This window comes from Streptomyces roseoverticillatus (assembly GCF_000719265.1).
Taxonomy (GTDB): Bacteria; Actinomycetota; Actinomycetes; order Streptomycetales; family Streptomycetaceae; genus Streptomyces; species Streptomyces roseoverticillatus.
In genome coordinates this window covers 432,351-448,733 of the sequence record NZ_JOFL01000006.1, presented here as the reverse complement: position 1 = coordinate 448,733, position 16,383 = coordinate 432,351, and the positions used below count along the sequence as shown (strand labels likewise).

The 16,383-nt window shown below is 69.4% G+C and carries 13 protein-coding genes; 3 read left to right on the top strand and 10 right to left on the bottom strand.

Annotated features, from left to right (window positions below; translation table 11 throughout):
- Positions 1-53: 53 nt before the first annotated feature.
- Genes IF61_RS0109255 through IF61_RS0109245 form a run of 4 tightly spaced genes read right to left on the bottom strand, consistent with a single transcriptional unit; the run spans position 54 to position 6,908 of the window.
- On the bottom strand, positions 54-863 hold the full coding sequence (locus IF61_RS0109255) for a hypothetical protein (RefSeq protein ID WP_157848570.1): 810 nt from the start codon (positions 861-863) through the stop codon (positions 54-56).
- A 28-nt stretch (positions 864-891) separates the two neighbouring features.
- Positions 892-1,401: a KR domain-containing protein gene (locus IF61_RS37705; RefSeq protein ID WP_157848569.1), complete on the bottom strand. Its 510-nt coding sequence runs from the start codon at positions 1,399-1,401 to the stop codon at positions 892-894.
- A complete protein-coding gene (locus tag IF61_RS0109250; RefSeq protein ID WP_078660069.1) occupies positions 1,401-6,695 on the bottom strand; it encodes a type I polyketide synthase in 5,295 nt (1,764 codons plus the stop codon). Before IF61_RS0109250 ends, IF61_RS37705 begins: the two co-directional genes overlap by 1 nt.
- Positions 6,696-6,707: 12 nt before the next feature.
- The gene (locus IF61_RS0109245) at positions 6,708-6,908 is read right to left on the bottom strand and encodes a DUF5988 family protein (RefSeq protein WP_030365800.1); all 201 of its coding nucleotides are present in this window, start codon (positions 6,906-6,908) and stop codon (positions 6,708-6,710) included.
- Positions 6,909-7,294: 386 nt separating this feature from the next.
- On the opposite strand from IF61_RS0109245, the gene IF61_RS33275 reads away from it, so the two are divergent.
- A complete protein-coding gene (locus IF61_RS33275; protein ID WP_030365799.1) occupies positions 7,295-7,597 on the top strand; it encodes a hypothetical protein in 303 nt (100 codons plus the stop codon).
- A 13-nt stretch (positions 7,598-7,610) separates the two neighbouring features.
- Positions 7,611-7,841 (top strand): hypothetical protein, encoded by a 231-nt coding sequence (locus IF61_RS33270; RefSeq protein WP_030365798.1) that lies wholly within the window; start codon positions 7,611-7,613, stop codon positions 7,839-7,841.
- A gap of 54 nt (positions 7,842-7,895) precedes the next feature.
- Here the strand turns inward: IF61_RS33270 and IF61_RS0109230 are convergent, their stop codons facing one another.
- Together IF61_RS0109230 and IF61_RS0109225 are read right to left on the bottom strand one after the other, a co-directional pair.
- Positions 7,896-11,096 carry a Tn3 family transposase gene (locus tag IF61_RS0109230; RefSeq protein ID WP_030365797.1) on the bottom strand — a complete coding sequence of 1,067 codons (3,201 nt, stop codon included), beginning with the start codon at positions 11,094-11,096 and terminating at the stop codon, positions 7,896-7,898.
- Between the two features lie 199 nt (positions 11,097-11,295).
- Entirely contained in the window at positions 11,296-11,895 is a 600-nt protein-coding gene (locus tag IF61_RS0109225) for an amidase family protein (protein ID WP_078660068.1), read from the bottom strand.
- 126 nt (positions 11,896-12,021) lie between these two features.
- Here IF61_RS0109225 and IF61_RS0109220 point away from each other — a divergent pair, with 126 nt between their 5' ends.
- Positions 12,022-12,342, top strand: a complete 321-nt coding sequence (locus IF61_RS0109220; RefSeq protein ID WP_030365795.1) for an antibiotic biosynthesis monooxygenase family protein — start codon at positions 12,022-12,024, stop codon at positions 12,340-12,342.
- Positions 12,343-12,427: 85 nt separating this feature from the next.
- Here the strand turns inward: IF61_RS0109220 and IF61_RS0109215 are convergent, their stop codons facing one another.
- The 4 genes from IF61_RS0109215 to IF61_RS0109200 form a co-directional block, all read right to left on the bottom strand.
- The gene (locus tag IF61_RS0109215; RefSeq protein WP_030365794.1) at positions 12,428-13,294 is read right to left on the bottom strand and encodes a hypothetical protein; all 867 of its coding nucleotides are present in this window, start codon (positions 13,292-13,294) and stop codon (positions 12,428-12,430) included.
- On the bottom strand, positions 13,291-14,229 hold the full coding sequence (locus IF61_RS0109210) for a fatty acid desaturase family protein (protein ID WP_211264848.1): 939 nt from the start codon (positions 14,227-14,229) through the stop codon (positions 13,291-13,293). Before IF61_RS0109210 ends, IF61_RS0109215 begins: the two co-directional genes overlap by 4 nt.
- Positions 14,230-14,288: 59 nt before the next feature.
- On the bottom strand, positions 14,289-15,407 hold the full coding sequence (locus tag IF61_RS0109205) for an amidinotransferase (RefSeq protein WP_245684456.1): 1,119 nt from the start codon (positions 15,405-15,407) through the stop codon (positions 14,289-14,291).
- 198 nt (positions 15,408-15,605) lie between these two features.
- The gene (locus tag IF61_RS0109200) at positions 15,606-16,184 is read right to left on the bottom strand and encodes an HAD family acid phosphatase (protein WP_030365791.1); all 579 of its coding nucleotides are present in this window, start codon (positions 16,182-16,184) and stop codon (positions 15,606-15,608) included.
- Positions 16,185-16,383 lie beyond the last annotated feature (199 nt).

Below are 16,383 nucleotides of genomic sequence, written 5' to 3'. Positions count from 1 at the left end.
TACGATCGCGCTGCGCGTATAAGTGCCGGTAGATATCTTCAACGTCGCGCGACTCACCCGTTGCTTCCCTTCTCGATACGGTGCGGCTGTGTGTGGTCAGTCGGGTTTGACTCGGCGTGGGCGGTCGGCGCTTTCCGCAGGAGCAGGTAGATTCCCGCAGCGGTGATCCAACCCCAGGTCGGTCCCCCTTGCATCAGGAAGTGGAAGAGGGAGCTCGGCGACCACGGGCCGGTGGGCAGCAGTACGAAGACCGGGGAAATGACGTTGACCACGACCGCGAGTCCGGCTCCCCAGTGGCCTAGCCACCGCGGCAGGATCGGATGGCTCCGGTTGGCAATGAATATCGCGCCCCAGACGATCGCGAGCAGGGACGTGCTCACTGCATTGCCCAACTGTGTGAAGTTCCACGAGTAGGTGAACAGCTGGAGGTCGGCTTCTGTGCCGAATGACGGCAGCCCGCGCGCCATCATCGTCGGCACCATGTAGGCGGTGCAGTTCATGAAGGTGTTGGAGACGAACGCGATCATGCACCCGCTCATCGCGATACCGGTTGCTGTCGTGTGGCCAGCCCGCAGGTGGTAGGCCCGCGCCAACAGCAGGGTGAAGAGCAGGGCGCTGGCGACGGTGTAGATCCAGATGATCCCCCCAACCTCCGCCGTGTAATGGGGCATCATGTAGTCCCAATACGCCTGGCCCGGCAGGGTGTCGTCCGGGTAGGGGAAATCGTTCAGCGCCAGAATGACGATGGTGGGTGGGAGCACCGCTGCCCCGCACAGCCCCGCCCACCGTAGTGTCCTGTTTTCATTCATTTGGTTCGCCTCCGGTTTTCTTCGTGCATGGCGGCTGTTGCCGAGAATGGTCATGCGCCCCGACCGAGCCGCCGTGACGCTGTCAGCGGATCCCAGGAAGATTCGATCGCGGTGAGTCGGGCCAGGTCCGCGAAGACCCGGCCGCAGCGGACTTCGGAGTACAGGTCGCGGCCCAATATCGCGCTGGCTGTGACGATTCCGCTGGTAGTGGTACCCAGGACGCCTTCTTGGCGGGGTGTCGTCCGTGTCCGACTGGGCTCCATGGAACCCAGTGGATTGCGGTCGCGGCCAACCCTTGGGCGTGCCGCCACACGACCAGGGTGTCCAGGAACGCGTTGGCGGCGGCGTAGGCGGCTTGTCCAGGCGAACCGAGTGCGCCGGTGCCACGGCGCGAGGCACAGTCGATCCCGCGGTATCCGGCAGAGTGGACGGCTGTGGGGAAGGTGTCCTGGTCATCGGATGAGTTAGACCGTTGGCTGGGCAGGCCCCGGCCAGGGCCAGCGCGATGGTGGCCCACCAGGTCACCGGTGTGATGTTCAGGCGCCACCCTGACGTCACCACCCCGGCCTGTGCCTGTTTGCTCCGGGCGCATCACCTGATCCCCTCCTTGGCGGCGGAGCCCGGAGCCGATCCGGCATGCTCCAGTGGTCCAGCGAGGCCCATCTCGTTCAGGAGCCAGTCGGCCAGGGCTGCGGGGGTGGGTTTGACCCAGATGACGCCTGGCTTCACCTCGGTCTTGAGGGTGTGCTGGATGCGTTGTTGGAGCTGGACGGCGCCGAGGGAGTCGAGGCCGAGGAGGACGAGGCTGGTGTGGGGTCCGATGTGGCGGGTGGTGTTGCCGAGGAGTTCGCGGATCTGGCCGGTGATGAAGTCCTCCAGGATCCGGTGGCGTTCCGTCTCGCTGCCGGCGGCGAGGAGTTCGTCGCGTACGGGGGAGTCGCTGGTGTCGGCGGTGGGGGTGTCGGCGAGCAGGTGGGCCAGGAGGGTGGAGTGGCGCAGGGCCGGGTAGGGGGCGGTCCACTGGGCGGGGTCGATGGGGTTGTAGGCGATCCGGCGGTGGCCTTCGGTGAGGATCCTTTCGAGGGCGTCCATGCCGTCGGCGGGGTTGATGAGCACGAACCCTTGTCGGGCGAGGTGCTGGCCGCGGCCGACCTGGCTGAAGGCGCCCCAGTGGATGCCGGTAGCCGCAAGGCCCTGGCTCTGCCGGTGGGCGGTGAGGGCGTCGAGGTAGGCGTTGGCGGCAGCGTAGGCGCCCTGGCCGGGGGAGCCGATCAGAGAGGCGAGGGAGGAATAGACAACGAAGAAGTCCAGCTCCAGGTCGAGGGTGGCCTGGTGCAGGGCCCAGGCGCCTTCGGTCTTGCCACGCCAGACCCGCTCCAGCAGGGCCGGGTCGAGGTTGGCGAGGGTGGCGTCCTCGACGACGCCGGCCGCGTGCACGATGCCGAGCAGCGGGACACCGCCGTCGGTGGCCGCCTTCAGCGCCTCCTGGACGGTGTCGAGGTCGGCGATGTCGCCGCGCACCACCTCCATCGCGCAACCGGTCGTGGTGCGCAGATCTCCCAGTACTCGTGCGGCGGCCTCGGTAGGGGCGCTGCGGCCGCAGACCACGATGCGGCGGGCGCCCTTTTCGGCGAACCGGCGCGCGGTCAGCAGGCCCAGACCGCCGAGGCCGCCGGTGACCAGATAGCTCCCCTCCGCCCTGACCGGATCGGGCAGGCCGTCCGCGGCAGGGCCGGGGCCCGGCTGCAGACGGGCCAGGTAGCGGACCCCGTGCCGCCAGGCGATCTCGGTGATCGGCTGGTCATCGGCGAGGAGATCGGCCAGAACCGCCTCCAGCGGGGTGTCCCCGGCCACCTCCAGGCTGCTGGGATGAAGTTCGGGGTGTTCGAAGGCTGCGGTCCGCAGGAGTCCGCGCACCCCGGCGGCGGCCATCGGGGTGTCGCCCCGCCACATCACCCACAGTCTCGGCGGCGTCTCCCGCCCGGCCAGATGGGTGAGGACGGCCAGGGTGCGCTGTACGGCGGCGCGGGCGGCTGTCGGGGTGGGGGCGATGTCGTGACGGCCCAGGACGAGCAGGACATGAGTGCACGGCGGTTCGGTCTCGGCGTCGAGGGCCTGGGCCAGCTGCTGGACATCCAGCGGACGGTCACCCGGATGGGCAAGCCGGCGGCTGCCCGCCGTCTTCTTGCCGAGCAGGCGGCCGAGCCGTCCGGCCCACGGGGTGTCCTCGGGGCCGACGATGAGCCATTGCTGATCGCTGGCCTGTGGCACCGGGACGGGGGGCTCGGGCAACCAGGCCAGATGGGAGAGCCGGGCGGTGTAGCGCTGTTCGGGTGGGGTGATGTTCGTCAGGCGCAGGCCGCGGAGTTCGGCGACGACGGCGCCGTCGTCGGTGGCGAGCTGTCCGGAGGCGATGCAGGCGAGGTCGTCGGCGTGGTGGATTTCGATGCAGGCGAGGCGGGCGTGTGCGGTGGGCCCGTACAGCCGGATCTCGTCGAATCCGGCGACAACCACGGGGCCGGGGCTGGTGGGGCAGAAGTCGAGCCAGGCGGCCACGGCGGTCTGGACGAACTCGTCCGCGAGGGCGGGGTGCAGCGCCATCCGCCAGGCCGAGACGCGGGCGCAGTCGGCGATGTGCAGCCGGGCGGTGGCGCGGCCGTGGTCGGGGTGGATTTGGATGCGGTCGATGGCGGTGAAGGCGGGGCCGTGGAAGACCTGGTGGTGTTCGCGGAAGTGCCGGTGCAGGTCGGCGGGATCGGAGTCGGCCCACTGGGCAGAGGGCAGCAGGTCCGCATCCAGCATGGGGGGCATCTCCTGGTCAGGCAGGGGCCGGACGGTAGCTCGGGCGTGCACCACGATGCCGTCTGGGGTGCAGGTGAGGACCTCGGCTCGTGCGTGGTCCGATGCTCGTTCGAGGCGGGTGATGACCTCGGGTTCCGGGTCCAGGACCAGCGGCGCGTCGATGCGCAGGTCGCTCAGCGCGATGCGGCCAGTGCCGAAGACGTGCGTGCCGCCGGCAAGGAGCATCTCGGCGAGTCCGGTGCCGGGCAGGACCGGGGTGTCGGCGACCTGGTGGTCGCCGAGCCAGGGCAGCCGTTTGGGGCTGATCGGGGTCTGCCACAGGTGCCGGTCGGGGTGGTCGGGGTCGGTCACGTGGCCGCCGAGCAGCGGGTGCTGGGCAGCTGCGGGCAGGTGCGGGGCGATGAGGGCGTACGGTGCTTGGTCGCCGCCGTGGCGAGTGCGGTTCCATGCCGTTCCCGGGACCTCGGCCAGTTCGCCGTCCCCGTAGCGGGTGGCGAAGTCGATCCCGCCGTAGTCGGCGCTGTGCGCGGTGGCCAGGTGGGTCAGGAATGCTTCCTGGTCCTCCATGCCGCGGTGCAGGCTGCCCACGGCCACCGCGTCCGGGATACCGGCTTCGGCGGCGATGTCAGCGATGGGGCGTGCGGCGAGCGGGTGGGCTGTGCACTCGATGAACAGCCGGTGCCCGTCCTCCAGCGCCGCGGTCACCGCCCGTTGGAAGTGCACGGTGTCGCGCTGGTTGTGCACCCAGTACGAGGCGTCCAGCGAGCCGGGATCGCGGGGATCGTCACTGACGGTGGAGAAGAACACCGTGTCCTGCGGGCGGTTGGCTGGCAGGTCGCCGAGAACGGTGTGCAGTTCGTCGATGATGGGGTCGACCTGCGCGGAGTGCGAGGCGACGTCGACGTCGACCATCCGGGCCACCGTGCCGGCCACATTCCACCCTTCGACCAGGGCACGGACCTGTGCCGCGTCGCCTGAGATGACGGTGGTGCACGGTGCGGTGAGCACGCCGAGGGAGACTCCGTCGGCGCCGGCCGCGTCGATGGCGGCCTGGGTGTCGCTCGCGCTGAGCATCACCGAGGCCATCGCCCCGTGGGCGATCCGGGCCAGCAGGGTCGCCCGGCGGCAGATCACCTTTGCGCCGTCCAATGGGGTGAGCACGCCGGCGACGACGGCCGCGGCGACCTCGCCGAGGGACTGGCCGATGACCGCGGCCGGCTCAACGGCCCAGGACCGCCACAACGCCGCCAGCGCCACCTGCACCCCGAACAAGGTGGGCTGGATCCGGTCCACCCCGACCAGCCCCGCGGGTTCCAGGATCATCTCCCGCAAGGAGAAACCTGACTCCGTGTGGATCAGTGGCTCCAGCTCGTCGATCGCTGCGGCGAATACCGGTTCGTCGGCGAGCAGTCCCTGACACATGCCGGGATACTGCGATCCCTGCCCAGTGAAGACGAACACCGGCCCTATGTGTCCCGGCGGCAGGACCGGCGTTCCGGCGACCACCCCGTCCGGGCCTTCCCCGGCGGCGAAAGCCCGGGCCCGCTCAACCAGCTGACCGGCAGTGTTGGCAACAATGCCGAGACGGTGGTCGCTGTGGGAGCGGCGCAGGGCGAGGGTGTGCGCCACATCGCGGAGCTCCGCCGTCGCCCCCTGGCCGTCCATCCACTCGGCCAGGCGCGTGGCTGCCTCGGTCAGGGACTGCGGCGAATTGCCCGACAGCAGGAACAACCGCTTCTCGCCGACAGCCGGCTGCAGCTTCCTGCCCTTGTCACGCCGCCCGTGCGCGGCAGGCGCCTTCTCCAGCACCACATGGGCGTTGGTTCCGCTCACCCCGTAGGAACAGACCGCGGCCAGTCGGCCGGTGCCGGGAACCGGCCAGCGGGTCAGCTCGGTCGGCACGAACAGCCGGGAGGTCTCGGCCCGGTCGATGCCCGGGTTCCATGCGTCGAAATTCTGGTTGGGCGGGATCACGCCGCGACGCAGGCACTCCACCGCCTTGATGACCCCGGCGATGCCTGACACCGGCTCTGAATGCCCGATGTTCGTCTTGACGGACCCCAGGGCGCAGCGGCCCTTGCCCTGGCCGTAGACGGCGTTGATGGAGGTGTACTCGACCGGATCGCCCACCCCGGTGCCCGGACCGTGCGCCTCCACCAGCCCCACCTCACCCGGATCGATACCCGCCTTGTGGACGGCCTCCCGGAACAGTTGCTGTTGCATCTGCGTGGAAGGGGCGGTGAGCCGCGTGGCCTGCCCGTCGTTGTTGACCGCGCTGCCGCGGATCACCGCGAGCACCCGGTCCCCATCGCGTCGCGCGTCCGCCAGGCGTTTGAGGAACACTGCGCCGGCGCCCTCGCCCCGCACATACCCGTCAGCGCGCGCATCGAAGGCATGACAAGCTCCCCGCTGTGACAGCAGCAGTGGGGCCTCGAAGTATTGGGTCTGCGGCGCGAGCATCAGTAGCACCCCGCCGGCCAGCGCCATATCGCACTCGCCCAAGGTCAGCGCCCCGCACGCCGTATCCAGCGCCACCAGACTGGAGGAGCAGTGGGTGCTGACCACCATCACCGGGCCGCGCAGATCCATCGCGAACGCCACCCGGCCCGCCGTACCGGCCGTGTAATTCCCGAACAGATACGCGCTGTTGGGGGCGTCCTCGACCGGCCGTGCCTCACGGAAGAGATTGTCCGGAGCATAGGTGCCCATGTACACCCCAGTACGCGAGCCACGCAGCCGGTCCACCGGGATGCCCGCGTGCTCCACCGCCTCCCAGGCGACCTCCATCATCACCCGCGACTGCGGATCCACCCACTCCCGCTCCACCGGCGCGATGGAGAACGCCTCCGGCTCCCACGCCCACACATCCCCCTCAAGGAAACAGCCGACAGCCGCCGGAGCCTGAAGCCCGGGATCATGCAAGGCCGCGAGCCGCGCCGCATCCCACCGGCCGGCCGGCACCGGCCCCGCCGTCTGCCGCCCCTCCGCCGCCAGCCGCCACAACCCGCCCGGCGAATCCACCCCGCCCGGGAACCGGCAGCCGATCCCGATGATCGCAATCGGTTCTGCTTCCGAAGCCGACATGACCCACCCCGCCTACTCCGCGATCACCGTGCTGTAGCTGAACCGGAACACCGGCAGCTCTTCCCCGTCGACCACCTCGACGTCACCGGCCGGCACAAAATGCACGTGCAGCCCGTAGTAGGCCACCGTCACCTTCTCCGGGATCTCGGTCCCCGCTATGTGGTGCACCCGGAGCAGACCTGCCGGCCCGCCCCTCAACACGATCGCCCTCATCGAGAAGACCTTTCTGCCGAGGGTGTTCCGCAGACAGCGCCAGGCACCGTCAGATGACTTGAGGAAGGGCCGTCAAGGCCCGGGGAAACGGCCCCTCGCCGGTCCGCACCACGCGCGATGGCATACTGAGGGCCATCACTCTGCGCAGATGCGAGGTCGGCTTGGTCCTAGGGCAGGGCCTGAAATGTCGGGACGTTCGACAGACCCACCGGTCACCGGGAGGACGCACCACCCAGGGCTGGGGTACTGGCGAGGCGATTCACCGCGCACACCGTGGCTGAATTACTACGTTCAGTGAGCCCGCCTGAAGCGGAATAGTCAACTCCCTGCGCCACAACGCATGGATATATCCGCAGCACACGGCGCACGAAAACCGCGCGCCCCCCATGTGCGCGCCGTCGAATGCCAACGCACGCCTCCGCGTTGCGCGGGGCAACCGCCCCCGGCCAGCCGGCATCGCGGTACGGCAGCGGCAGGCGGCGGCTATATCGAAGGGCCTCCCCGAAAGACAACTGGACCTGCCCGGACGGTGGACCGACAAGGGAATCGCATGGCGCGAGCAGGACGACCACCTGAACACCGGCGCCCGGACCGCAGTCGACCGCTTGGCCAAGGACGCGCACACCGAGCCGTACGGCCATGCAGACGTCGACTGGCCGTCCTGGCGGACCTTCGCCACCTCCCTGTAACGGGCACCTGACCATGGCCGGGCTCCGCCCGGATCTGTGGGCCATCGGCCACTCCACCCCGACGACGGCCGCCGTCATCCAGCAGGACGGCACCATCCTCGCCGACCGGCCCGACTGCCCCTCCCCGTCGGTCCTGCACAGCTGGCTGGCCGCCTGGGAGAAAGCCGGACGCCCGGCACCCGAGACCTACACCCCCGCCCTCACCCGCACCACGGACGGCTGGGACCTGCATCTGTCCCGGTAGGCCCGCAGGCGCCCGGGCCGGAAGGCGATCAGCCTCCCGGCCCGGGCGGTGCGGTCATGCGGCAGATGGGACCTGGTCGTCTTCCAGCGCGCTGAAGTCGACGTCGAGGCGGGTGTCGTAGTCCTCGGGGGTGATCCCGAGTTCGTGGGTGGAGTAGGCGCCGAACCGGTTGATGTGCTCGGTCAGGTACGGCGAGATCTGGGCCAGGTCCAGTGGGTCGATCACGTGGCCCTCGGCTTGCAGCTGCCGCACCACGTCCGCGATGTCCAGGGTGTTGTGGAAGATCACCAGGTTGGCCAGCAGCGAGGTGAACTTCACGTCCTTCTCCTGCTCGACCGGGTCGTTGTGCGCGACCGTGCCGCGCTGACCGAACCGCACCCAGTCGCTGAAGCCGTTGAACGCCTCCACCTTGTTGGTCGCGGCCGTCACCCGGCCGCGCAGCGGCGCGTCCGATAGATACCGGAGCAGCTGGACGGTGCGGATCACGCGCCCGACCTCGCGGAAGGCGGTGTAGGTGGCGTTCTTGCGGGAGCCCGAGCGCAGCCGCTTGAGCAGCAGGGCGGAGGAGATGGCGCCCTCGCGGACCGAGACCGTCACCTTCATTAGGTCCTTGAAGTGCGTGGCGATCAGGTCCCAGTCGGTCACGTTGCGGCCCGGCTCTCCGAACAGGGCGTCGATGTGCTCGTAGACGGTGGTGCGGGAGGGGCGGAAGAACAGGCAGTCCTTCCAGTTGCGGATGCGGGGCATCAGATCGATGCCGAGCAGGTGCGCGAGCGCGAACACCGGATAGCTCTGGCCTTGCGTGTCGGCGTGGATGGTGCCCGGCTGGACCTCGCTGGCGTTCTTCAGCAGGCCCTCGATGATGTAGACCGCCTCCCAGACCCCGCACGGCACGAAGTGCGTGAACAACGCGATGTACAGGTCCGAGATGTGGTGGTACGCGATGCCGCCCACGGCCCCGTACCGGACGGACGTCTCGGCGAGGAGGTTGTCCAGGTAGGTGTCCATGTGGGTGCCGTCGGCCGCCGCGGTGGTGCCGTTGCCCCAGGCGCGGGACACGTCGAGCTTGGCGTGCGCGTTCACCACGTCGGTGAGCGCCTCGTTGAGCCTGGCGGTCGTCACGTGCCGGCGGGCCGCGACCGACAGCTCGTGCGCGCTCACCCCGGCGATGTGCCGGGCGGCCTCGGCGAACGTCATGTTCGTGCCCTTGACGAACGTGGTGATCACGTAGCGGCCGAAGGGGTCCTTCAGCTTCGGGTCGTTGCCGGAAGCCGGCCCGAACCGCCGCCACCACTCGATCCAGTACGCCGTACGCGCCACGATGCCCAGCAGCGACCGCTCCGGCATCCGCTCCTTGAGCGCCTGTTCCAGCCGCTCGGCGCTCTTGCGCGGCTTCGCCGCACGCCGCGGCTTGAGCTTGGGCACCCCGGTGTCCGGGTCGATGAACAGCTCGTCGTTGTCCGGGTAGTCCCCGTCCGCCTTCGCCGCCGCCTCGCTCAGCCGCGCCCGCAGGAGGGACACCAGCGCGCGGCCGTCGAACGGCGTGGCATCGCCGGCCTCGCGCAGGCCGACCTCGACCAGGTACTCCGGCAGCTTGGCCTCCACTTTCTCCCACGAAAGCAGCTGCTCGGACCAGTCGGCGTACTCCTCCGACCCCATGACCGCCACGTCGCCGCACCGCAGTTCCTCGGCGAGGTAGTAGAAGACCATGGCCTCGAAATGACGGCGCACGAAGTAGCCGGGCCGGCGGCGGTCGCGGATGACCTTCTGCCAGTTCTGGGTCGCGAAGGAGACGTTGATCTCCTTGCCCTCCGCGTCACGGTCGGGGATGTAGTCGCGGGCCGGCGTCCGGTACGCCTTCGCGTGCTCCAGCGCGTCCAGGACGCTTCCGTCCTCGCTGGTGGCCTTCAGCTCGATCACGCCGGTCAGGTCGAACATCACCGGCCGGTCCGCCTTCAGGTGCCCGTGCAACAGCACCTCCCAGTTGTCGCCGTGGTGGGCGGAGACCTTCTCGATCTGCGCGTACTGGGTCTCGAACCCGCCCAGCCGCTCCACGGCCGACAGCAGCGAGCCCAGGCCGTTCGACTGCACCATCAGCCCCTCGGCCAGCACCAGCAACGCCGGGGAGACCTTCCCCTGAAGACGCCCTGCCACCTCGGCCGCACTGGCGTCCTCCTCCATGCCCTCCAGCGCGTCCAGGGCCTGCTTCGTCAGTGCCGCCGCCCTCGCCCGCGCCGTCTGCACGGGCCCCTCCTTGTCGACCTGCTGGAGCAGGGTGCGGTAGTTGCCGATCAGGGCTTCAACGATCTCCTGCTGCCGACGGTGGATCTCCGCCAGCTCCTCGCGGGCCTTCTTCGCCTTCGCCGCCATGCGCTTGCAGAACATCGTGGCGATGTCGTCCCGCGCGCGCATGCGGGCCTTGGCGGCCAGGCACGCGGTCAGCGCCACCCGCTTGTCCTCGGTGTAGTCCTTCAGCGTGGCCGCATCCTGGGCCTCGGCCTCGCCGGCGAAGTCCGCGACCTTCGCAGGCGCGACCCCCTCAAGCCACGTGGCGGTCTCGCCCAGCCCGTCCACCCACTGAAGGTGGCTCTTCAGCCGCTTGAAATGCGACCAGGTCGCCCTCCCGGGATTCTGCTTGAGCGCGTTGAACAGCGTCTTGCCATCCAGCCCGACCACATCCGCCAGCCCCAGCAGCCGGCGCCGCTCCCCGGGCGTCATCCGGTCCCGGACGCCCGCCAGGATCTCCTCGTTGACCTCGCCCCGCACCGTGGAGGCCATCGCGTCCAGCGTGGAGAACCGGGGTATCTCCAGCCCCGCCTCCACCAGCTTCTCCAGCGCGATGTTGATCAGATCCGCCGGGTTGTTCTTCGCCGCCGCCGCAAGCCGCATCGCCTCCTCGGCCAGCTTGCGCGCCGCCGGGCCGTCGTAACGCACCCCGCACCGCTCACGCACCCACGACCGGTACCGCTCCGCCGTACGGCCCGACGCGTACACCAGCAGCGTGCTCTCCGGCAGCCCCACCGCCCGCCGCACGAACTCCACCACCTGCTCCGGCACGTCGTGCACCTTCGGGAAACAGCCCATCCGCTGGTACAACTTCAACGTCACCAGCAACGCGAGCTGATGCTCGTCGGAGTCCGTCACCCCCTCCGCCCAGGCCCACTCCTCCTCACCCGGCGTGAAGAACACATGCAGCTCACGCGCGGTGGTCAACCGCTTGAACCGCGGGTACGCGGTCCGCTCGATCGACGTCATCCCCACCCCACTCGACACCCAGCCCCTGCTGGAAGGCGCCCACGCGCCCGCGCGTGATCATCACCGGCCGACAAGCCCCGCAAGATCAGAAACACGGAACCCGGGACAGAATCCAGCTCCTGGTGATAGAGGGACAGCAGGGGAACTAACGCACCAAGATCATCCCGTGGCGGCTTTTGGACTCACCTTGGCTGGACCCCTACGTAGGGGTTCCTGGTCTGCCGCCCACCGCCGACCACCCCGACGTCGGCTTCGCCGCGCGGAAGTTGGCCCACTCGGACAGGTTGGTCTTGCCGAGGATCACCGCTCCCGCCTCCCGCAGCCTGGTGACGAGGGCCGCGTCGGAGTGCGGCGGGCTGCCGGCCAGTGCCAGCGATCCGGCGGTCGTGGGCATGCCGCGGGTGTCGATGTTGTCCTTGAGCAGGACGGGAATGCCGTCGAGTGGTCCGCGGGCGCTGCCGCGCCGGTGCCGGGCGTCGCTGGCGGCCGCCTGGCGCATGGCGGTGGGATCGGTGCGCAGCACCGCGTTGATCCTGGGATCGACGGTGGCGATCCGCCGCAGGTAGGCGGCGGTCAGCGCCGACGAGGTGAGCGATCCGTCCGCCATGCGGGCCTGCAGCTCCGGGATCGTCACCTCGTCGAGGCCGACGGGCAGCGCCGGTGGAGGGCCGTCCGGCGGCGGTGCGCCACCGGCGTCGCGTTCGGCGGCTTGCGCGCGAACGCCCGGCACGCCTGTCACGAGAGATCCCAGCCCCACCGCCACTGCGGCCATCAGTACGAGAGCACTCTGCTTCCCCATGCGTGCCAGCGCACTACATCGCCGCGCCCGGCACAAGGGTTCGTGCCGGCCGTGCTCACGGCGGCCCCGCCGCCACACCGGCACCCCCGCCACACCCGTAACGGGGACATCGGGCACCATTGGGGCATGAGCGTAGTCAAGATCAACGTCCTGACCGTCCCCGCCGAGCAGCGCGCCGTCCTGGAGGAGCGCTTCTCCGCGCGTGCCGGGCTCGTGGAGTCCAGCGACGGCTTCGAGTGGTTCGAGCTCCTGCGGCCCGTGGAGGGCACGGACGACTACTTCGTCTACACCCGCTGGCGCAGCGAGGAGGACTACCAGAACTGGATGAACGGCCCGATGCGACAGGGCCACCAGGGCGGCGAGGGCGCCCGCCCGAAGCCGGCGGCCACGGGCTCCAGCCTGCTGTCCTTCGAGGTCGTCCAGCAGGCGTCGGGCAAGAACGCCTGAAACGGGCCCGGGGGCGCGGGGATCGTTCCCCGCGCCCCCGGCCCTCACCGCTTGCGCGTGATCGGGTCCACCGTCAGGTGCACCGTCACGTCCACCAGAGGAGTTCGTTCTCGTCGTTCAGGGCCGTGAAGCAGGTCAGCAGCAGCCGCTTGGCGTCGCCGGCGGGTGTCTCCCCGCCGAGGACGGCGTGGGCGAGGTTGCCGTTGATCACGCACAGGTCCCCGCTCTCGACCGGGACGACCATGCTGGGGTGGCCCTCCAGCTGTTCCGGCGGGTAGGGGAAGCCGCTGTAGGTCAGGCCGAGCCGCTCGCGGGAGCGGTCGTCGGGCTCGACGTTCCACAGCTTGATCTGCCCCGTTCCCCCGGGCACCTGCGGGTAGACGTTGACCGCCATCACCCGGCGCAGCTCCTGGATCTCGAAGCCCGCCTGCAGCGGGTCCCGGAGCTGGGCGAGGTCGTCGTGCGGCATGAGCAGGAAGGTGCCGGTGTTGTTCCAGAGCACGGCCTTCGAGTATCCGGCGGCACGCCCTTCGTGCACCGCGGGGCGGACCCCCGCGAGGCTGCCGTGCCCGGCCAGCCGGTCGCGCAGCGCGGCCACCGGGTCGGTCGTGCCCTCGTAGAGGGCGCGTACGGCGTCGGCGGAGCGTTCCACCTCGGTCAGGTAGGCGTCCGTCGTCTTCTCGATGTGCGACGCGCCGACGATGTACCCCTCGACGCCGTCCTCCCCCTCCCCGTAGCGGGGAGTGCGGTGCGCGGAGGCCCAGAAGTTCTCCACGATCCGCCGGCGGTCCTCCTCGGGGACGAAGCCGGTCACCCGGTAGGCGGCCAGCTCCCCGCGCAGCACCCGGAGGACGGCCTCGACGTCGAGGCTGCCGTGCGTCTCGTGCACCCGGAACTGGTCCGGCGGCAGGGCGCTGCCGGTGATCTGCGGTGCCGTGGTGCCGGTGGTCATGCGCTCCTCCGACGGGTCTCGGTCGCGGTGGACGGCGCGCCGCCGGCCGCGGTGCCGTGGTGGAGCAGCGGGCGCCTGCGGTCGAGGAAGCCGAGCATGGCCGGGACCGGGCTGATGATGCGCGGCCGGCTGTCCAGCTCGCCCCGGCGCCTCTCCCGTACGACCGGCATCTGTGACCAGTGCGTGGCCGGGCTGAGGTGGTGCTCCTGGTGGTAGCCGTCGTTGAAGGTGAGCGCGTTGTACAGGCGGCCGTAGTGGCTCACCGAGTCCGTCGCCCGCGAGGACGGGTCGGCCCCGTAGTGCCGGTAGTAGTTCTGCACGTTCACCATCGCCAGGGCGATGAAGAACGAGGGCAGGTAGCAGAACAGCGTCCACTGCCAGGAGATCACCGCGAACAGCACGAGGGACAGGCAGTGCGCGGCACGGTCGGCCCGCACCTGGCGCAGTTCCTTGCTGCGGCGCGGCTCCCTGCGGGCGGCCAGCGACAGCAGGTTGGCGTCGCCGGCTCCTACGCGCCACAACCGCACCACGTAGAGGATCTCCCTGCCCCGGCCCACGAGCGAGTCCAGCGCGCCCTTCACCACGAAGTAGAGCAGCGGCGCGTGTTCGCCGTCTTTGCCGTCGCGGTAGGTGGACGAGGTGTCCCGCGTCGTGCCGTCCGCGTCCTGGAGGTCGTTGTTGAACCGGTGGTGGTTGCGTACGTGGGTGAGGTGGTACGCCTGCACCGACTGGCCGATGTTGACCGAGTTCAGGAGCGACACCAGTCCGTTGAGCCGGGACGAGGCGAACCACGGCACGTGCGTGAACAGGTGGGAAATGACGATGATGTTGTAGGCCATCATCACCGCCAGGAGGGCGTAACTGCCGGCCCGCCAGGGGACCGAAGCCCCCTCCCATGCGGTGGCGAGCCAGATCGTGACGGCGAACTGGGCCACGCTGAACACCAGCAGGAGCGCGTCCCGCGGTGTGTGTTTCCATATCCCCCCGGTCGTCATTAGAAGTACGACTCCAGGGTGCCGCGGCGGCGGACGTCCAGCGTGGCGCAGTGGAACGAGCCGCCGAAGCTGTTGAAGTTGCGGAAGTTGACCGGGATCGGCTTGAAGCCGAACTTCTTCATCGCGTCGATCATCGGCTGGTCCTGCCGCTCCACGATGACCCGCTCCTCGTCCAGCATGAGGATGTTCATGTTGATCCACTTGCTGGTCATGTACAGCGGGTGCGAGTCGGGGATGACCGGCGCGGGCGCGGTCATGACGTCCCAGCCCTTGAAGAGGGCGGGCACCTCGGGGACGCGCTCGGGGTGGATGAGCAGCTTGCCCGGAGCCATCGGGACGAGCGTCGCGTCGATGTGCATCGGGTGCGAGTCGTTGAACTCGAAGACGTGGATGCGGTAGTCGTCGCCGAGGTGGCGGCGCAGCCACTCGATGCCGAAGTCGTTGGTGACGTTGCTCTTCTGGGCGATGATGTCGCGGCCGCAGCGCGTGAAGTCGGCGGCGTCGAAGGTCGGCTCGAACTCGGTCACCACGAGCCGCTGCGGGCCGTCCTCGCCCGGGTCGGTCCAGTTCTGGTCGAACTGCTCGTCCGTCAGCTCGGGCTTGGGGCCGGCGCTCCACTTGGCGCCGCCGCGGAAGTACTCCTTGAGCAGCGGGCGGTAGGCGAGGTTCTCGTAGTAGCGCGAGCGCCAGGCCATCGGGCACTCGATGATGTCGTCGCCGACCACGAGGAGGGCGTCGCGGGGCATCGCCGCGTACATGCCCGTGCTCTTCCAGTCCAGCGTGCTGTACTCGGTGCGCTGGGGGATGGGCTCGGGGCGGCGGACCTTGACGCCCTCGCTCGTGAGGATGTGGGCGAACTCCTCCAGCTCCTTGTGCGCCGCGGCGACCTGCTCGGCGGGGAAGGGCTGTCCGGCGTTGCGGCGGAAGGTCTCGTGCTGGTTGCCGGGCAGGACGGGCGGCAGGGCCATGTGCCAGGACGGGAAGCTCGCTTCGTCGACGATGCCGACGATCACCTCCTCCAGCGGGTCCCACTCGGTGTAGGAACACACGGGGCCTTCGGACTGTTCTGCCTGAGCAGTGCGTTCGTTCGCGCTGGTGTCCACTGCGTCAAGTGTCACGGGTTGTGCTCCTCTTGCTGTGCGACGTGCGGGGCCGCCACCGGGAGATGCGGGTGGTGATGCGGTGAGCGCGTCCTCACCGGCGGCGACCTTCGATCGAGTGATCGAATTCAACGCGTACGCCTGCCGGGCGGGCAAGACTCCCGGCAATGTTGTCGCAAAAGGCGCTCTTGACAGGCGCAACCAACCGAATTGCCGTCAGGAAAGCCCGCCGTCGTAGTCAGGCAGCTTGAAGCCCTTTTCGAAGTAGCCGCCAATAAAATCGGTCGACCGGTTTCCTATGTTGGCCGTGATGATATAGCCGTCCCGGGTGAGTTCTTTCCGGCAGCGCGCCTTGCCCTCCTCCTTGCTCTCGCCGTGCTCCCGCGTGCACATGGCGTCGACCGGATATCCGGCGTCCTCGAGCTGCTGCCGGGCGGACGAGGAGGAGGTGCGGGCGGTGACGAACAGCACGGCCATGTGGTGCTTGTGCGCCCATTCGGCCACCTCCAGCACCGGCTTGTCGGCCCGCCCCGGGTGGTAGTACGTCTCCAGCGCGGTGTTGTCGATGTCCAGGACGATGGCCGGATTTCCACCACGCTCGGCGGAACGGCCGCGCAGCCACGGAATGGCGGGGGCGACGGCCTTCTCCACGTCGGCCTGCCAGGTCTGGTAATCCGGCACTCCCCGCCCCGAGGCGGCGGTCTCCGCCGGGGCGGCGACCGCCGGCGACGCGACCGGGAGCACGACTGCCGTCAGCACGGCGAGGGCGGCGATACGGAACTTCCTGACGGACATGAACCCGTTCCTTCCGATGGTCCACTGATCAACCTGTCGGTCAGAAAGATCAGCAGCACGGAAGGACGTCCGGGTGACGGAGAGATGTCATTGTCATGAACGCACCCGGGCAGGCGGGCTACTTCTTGCACAGCGCCGCACTGAACGCCTTCACCGCGGCGTCGTCGGCCTTCCCAAGGGATCGTGAGAGGCTGGTGTT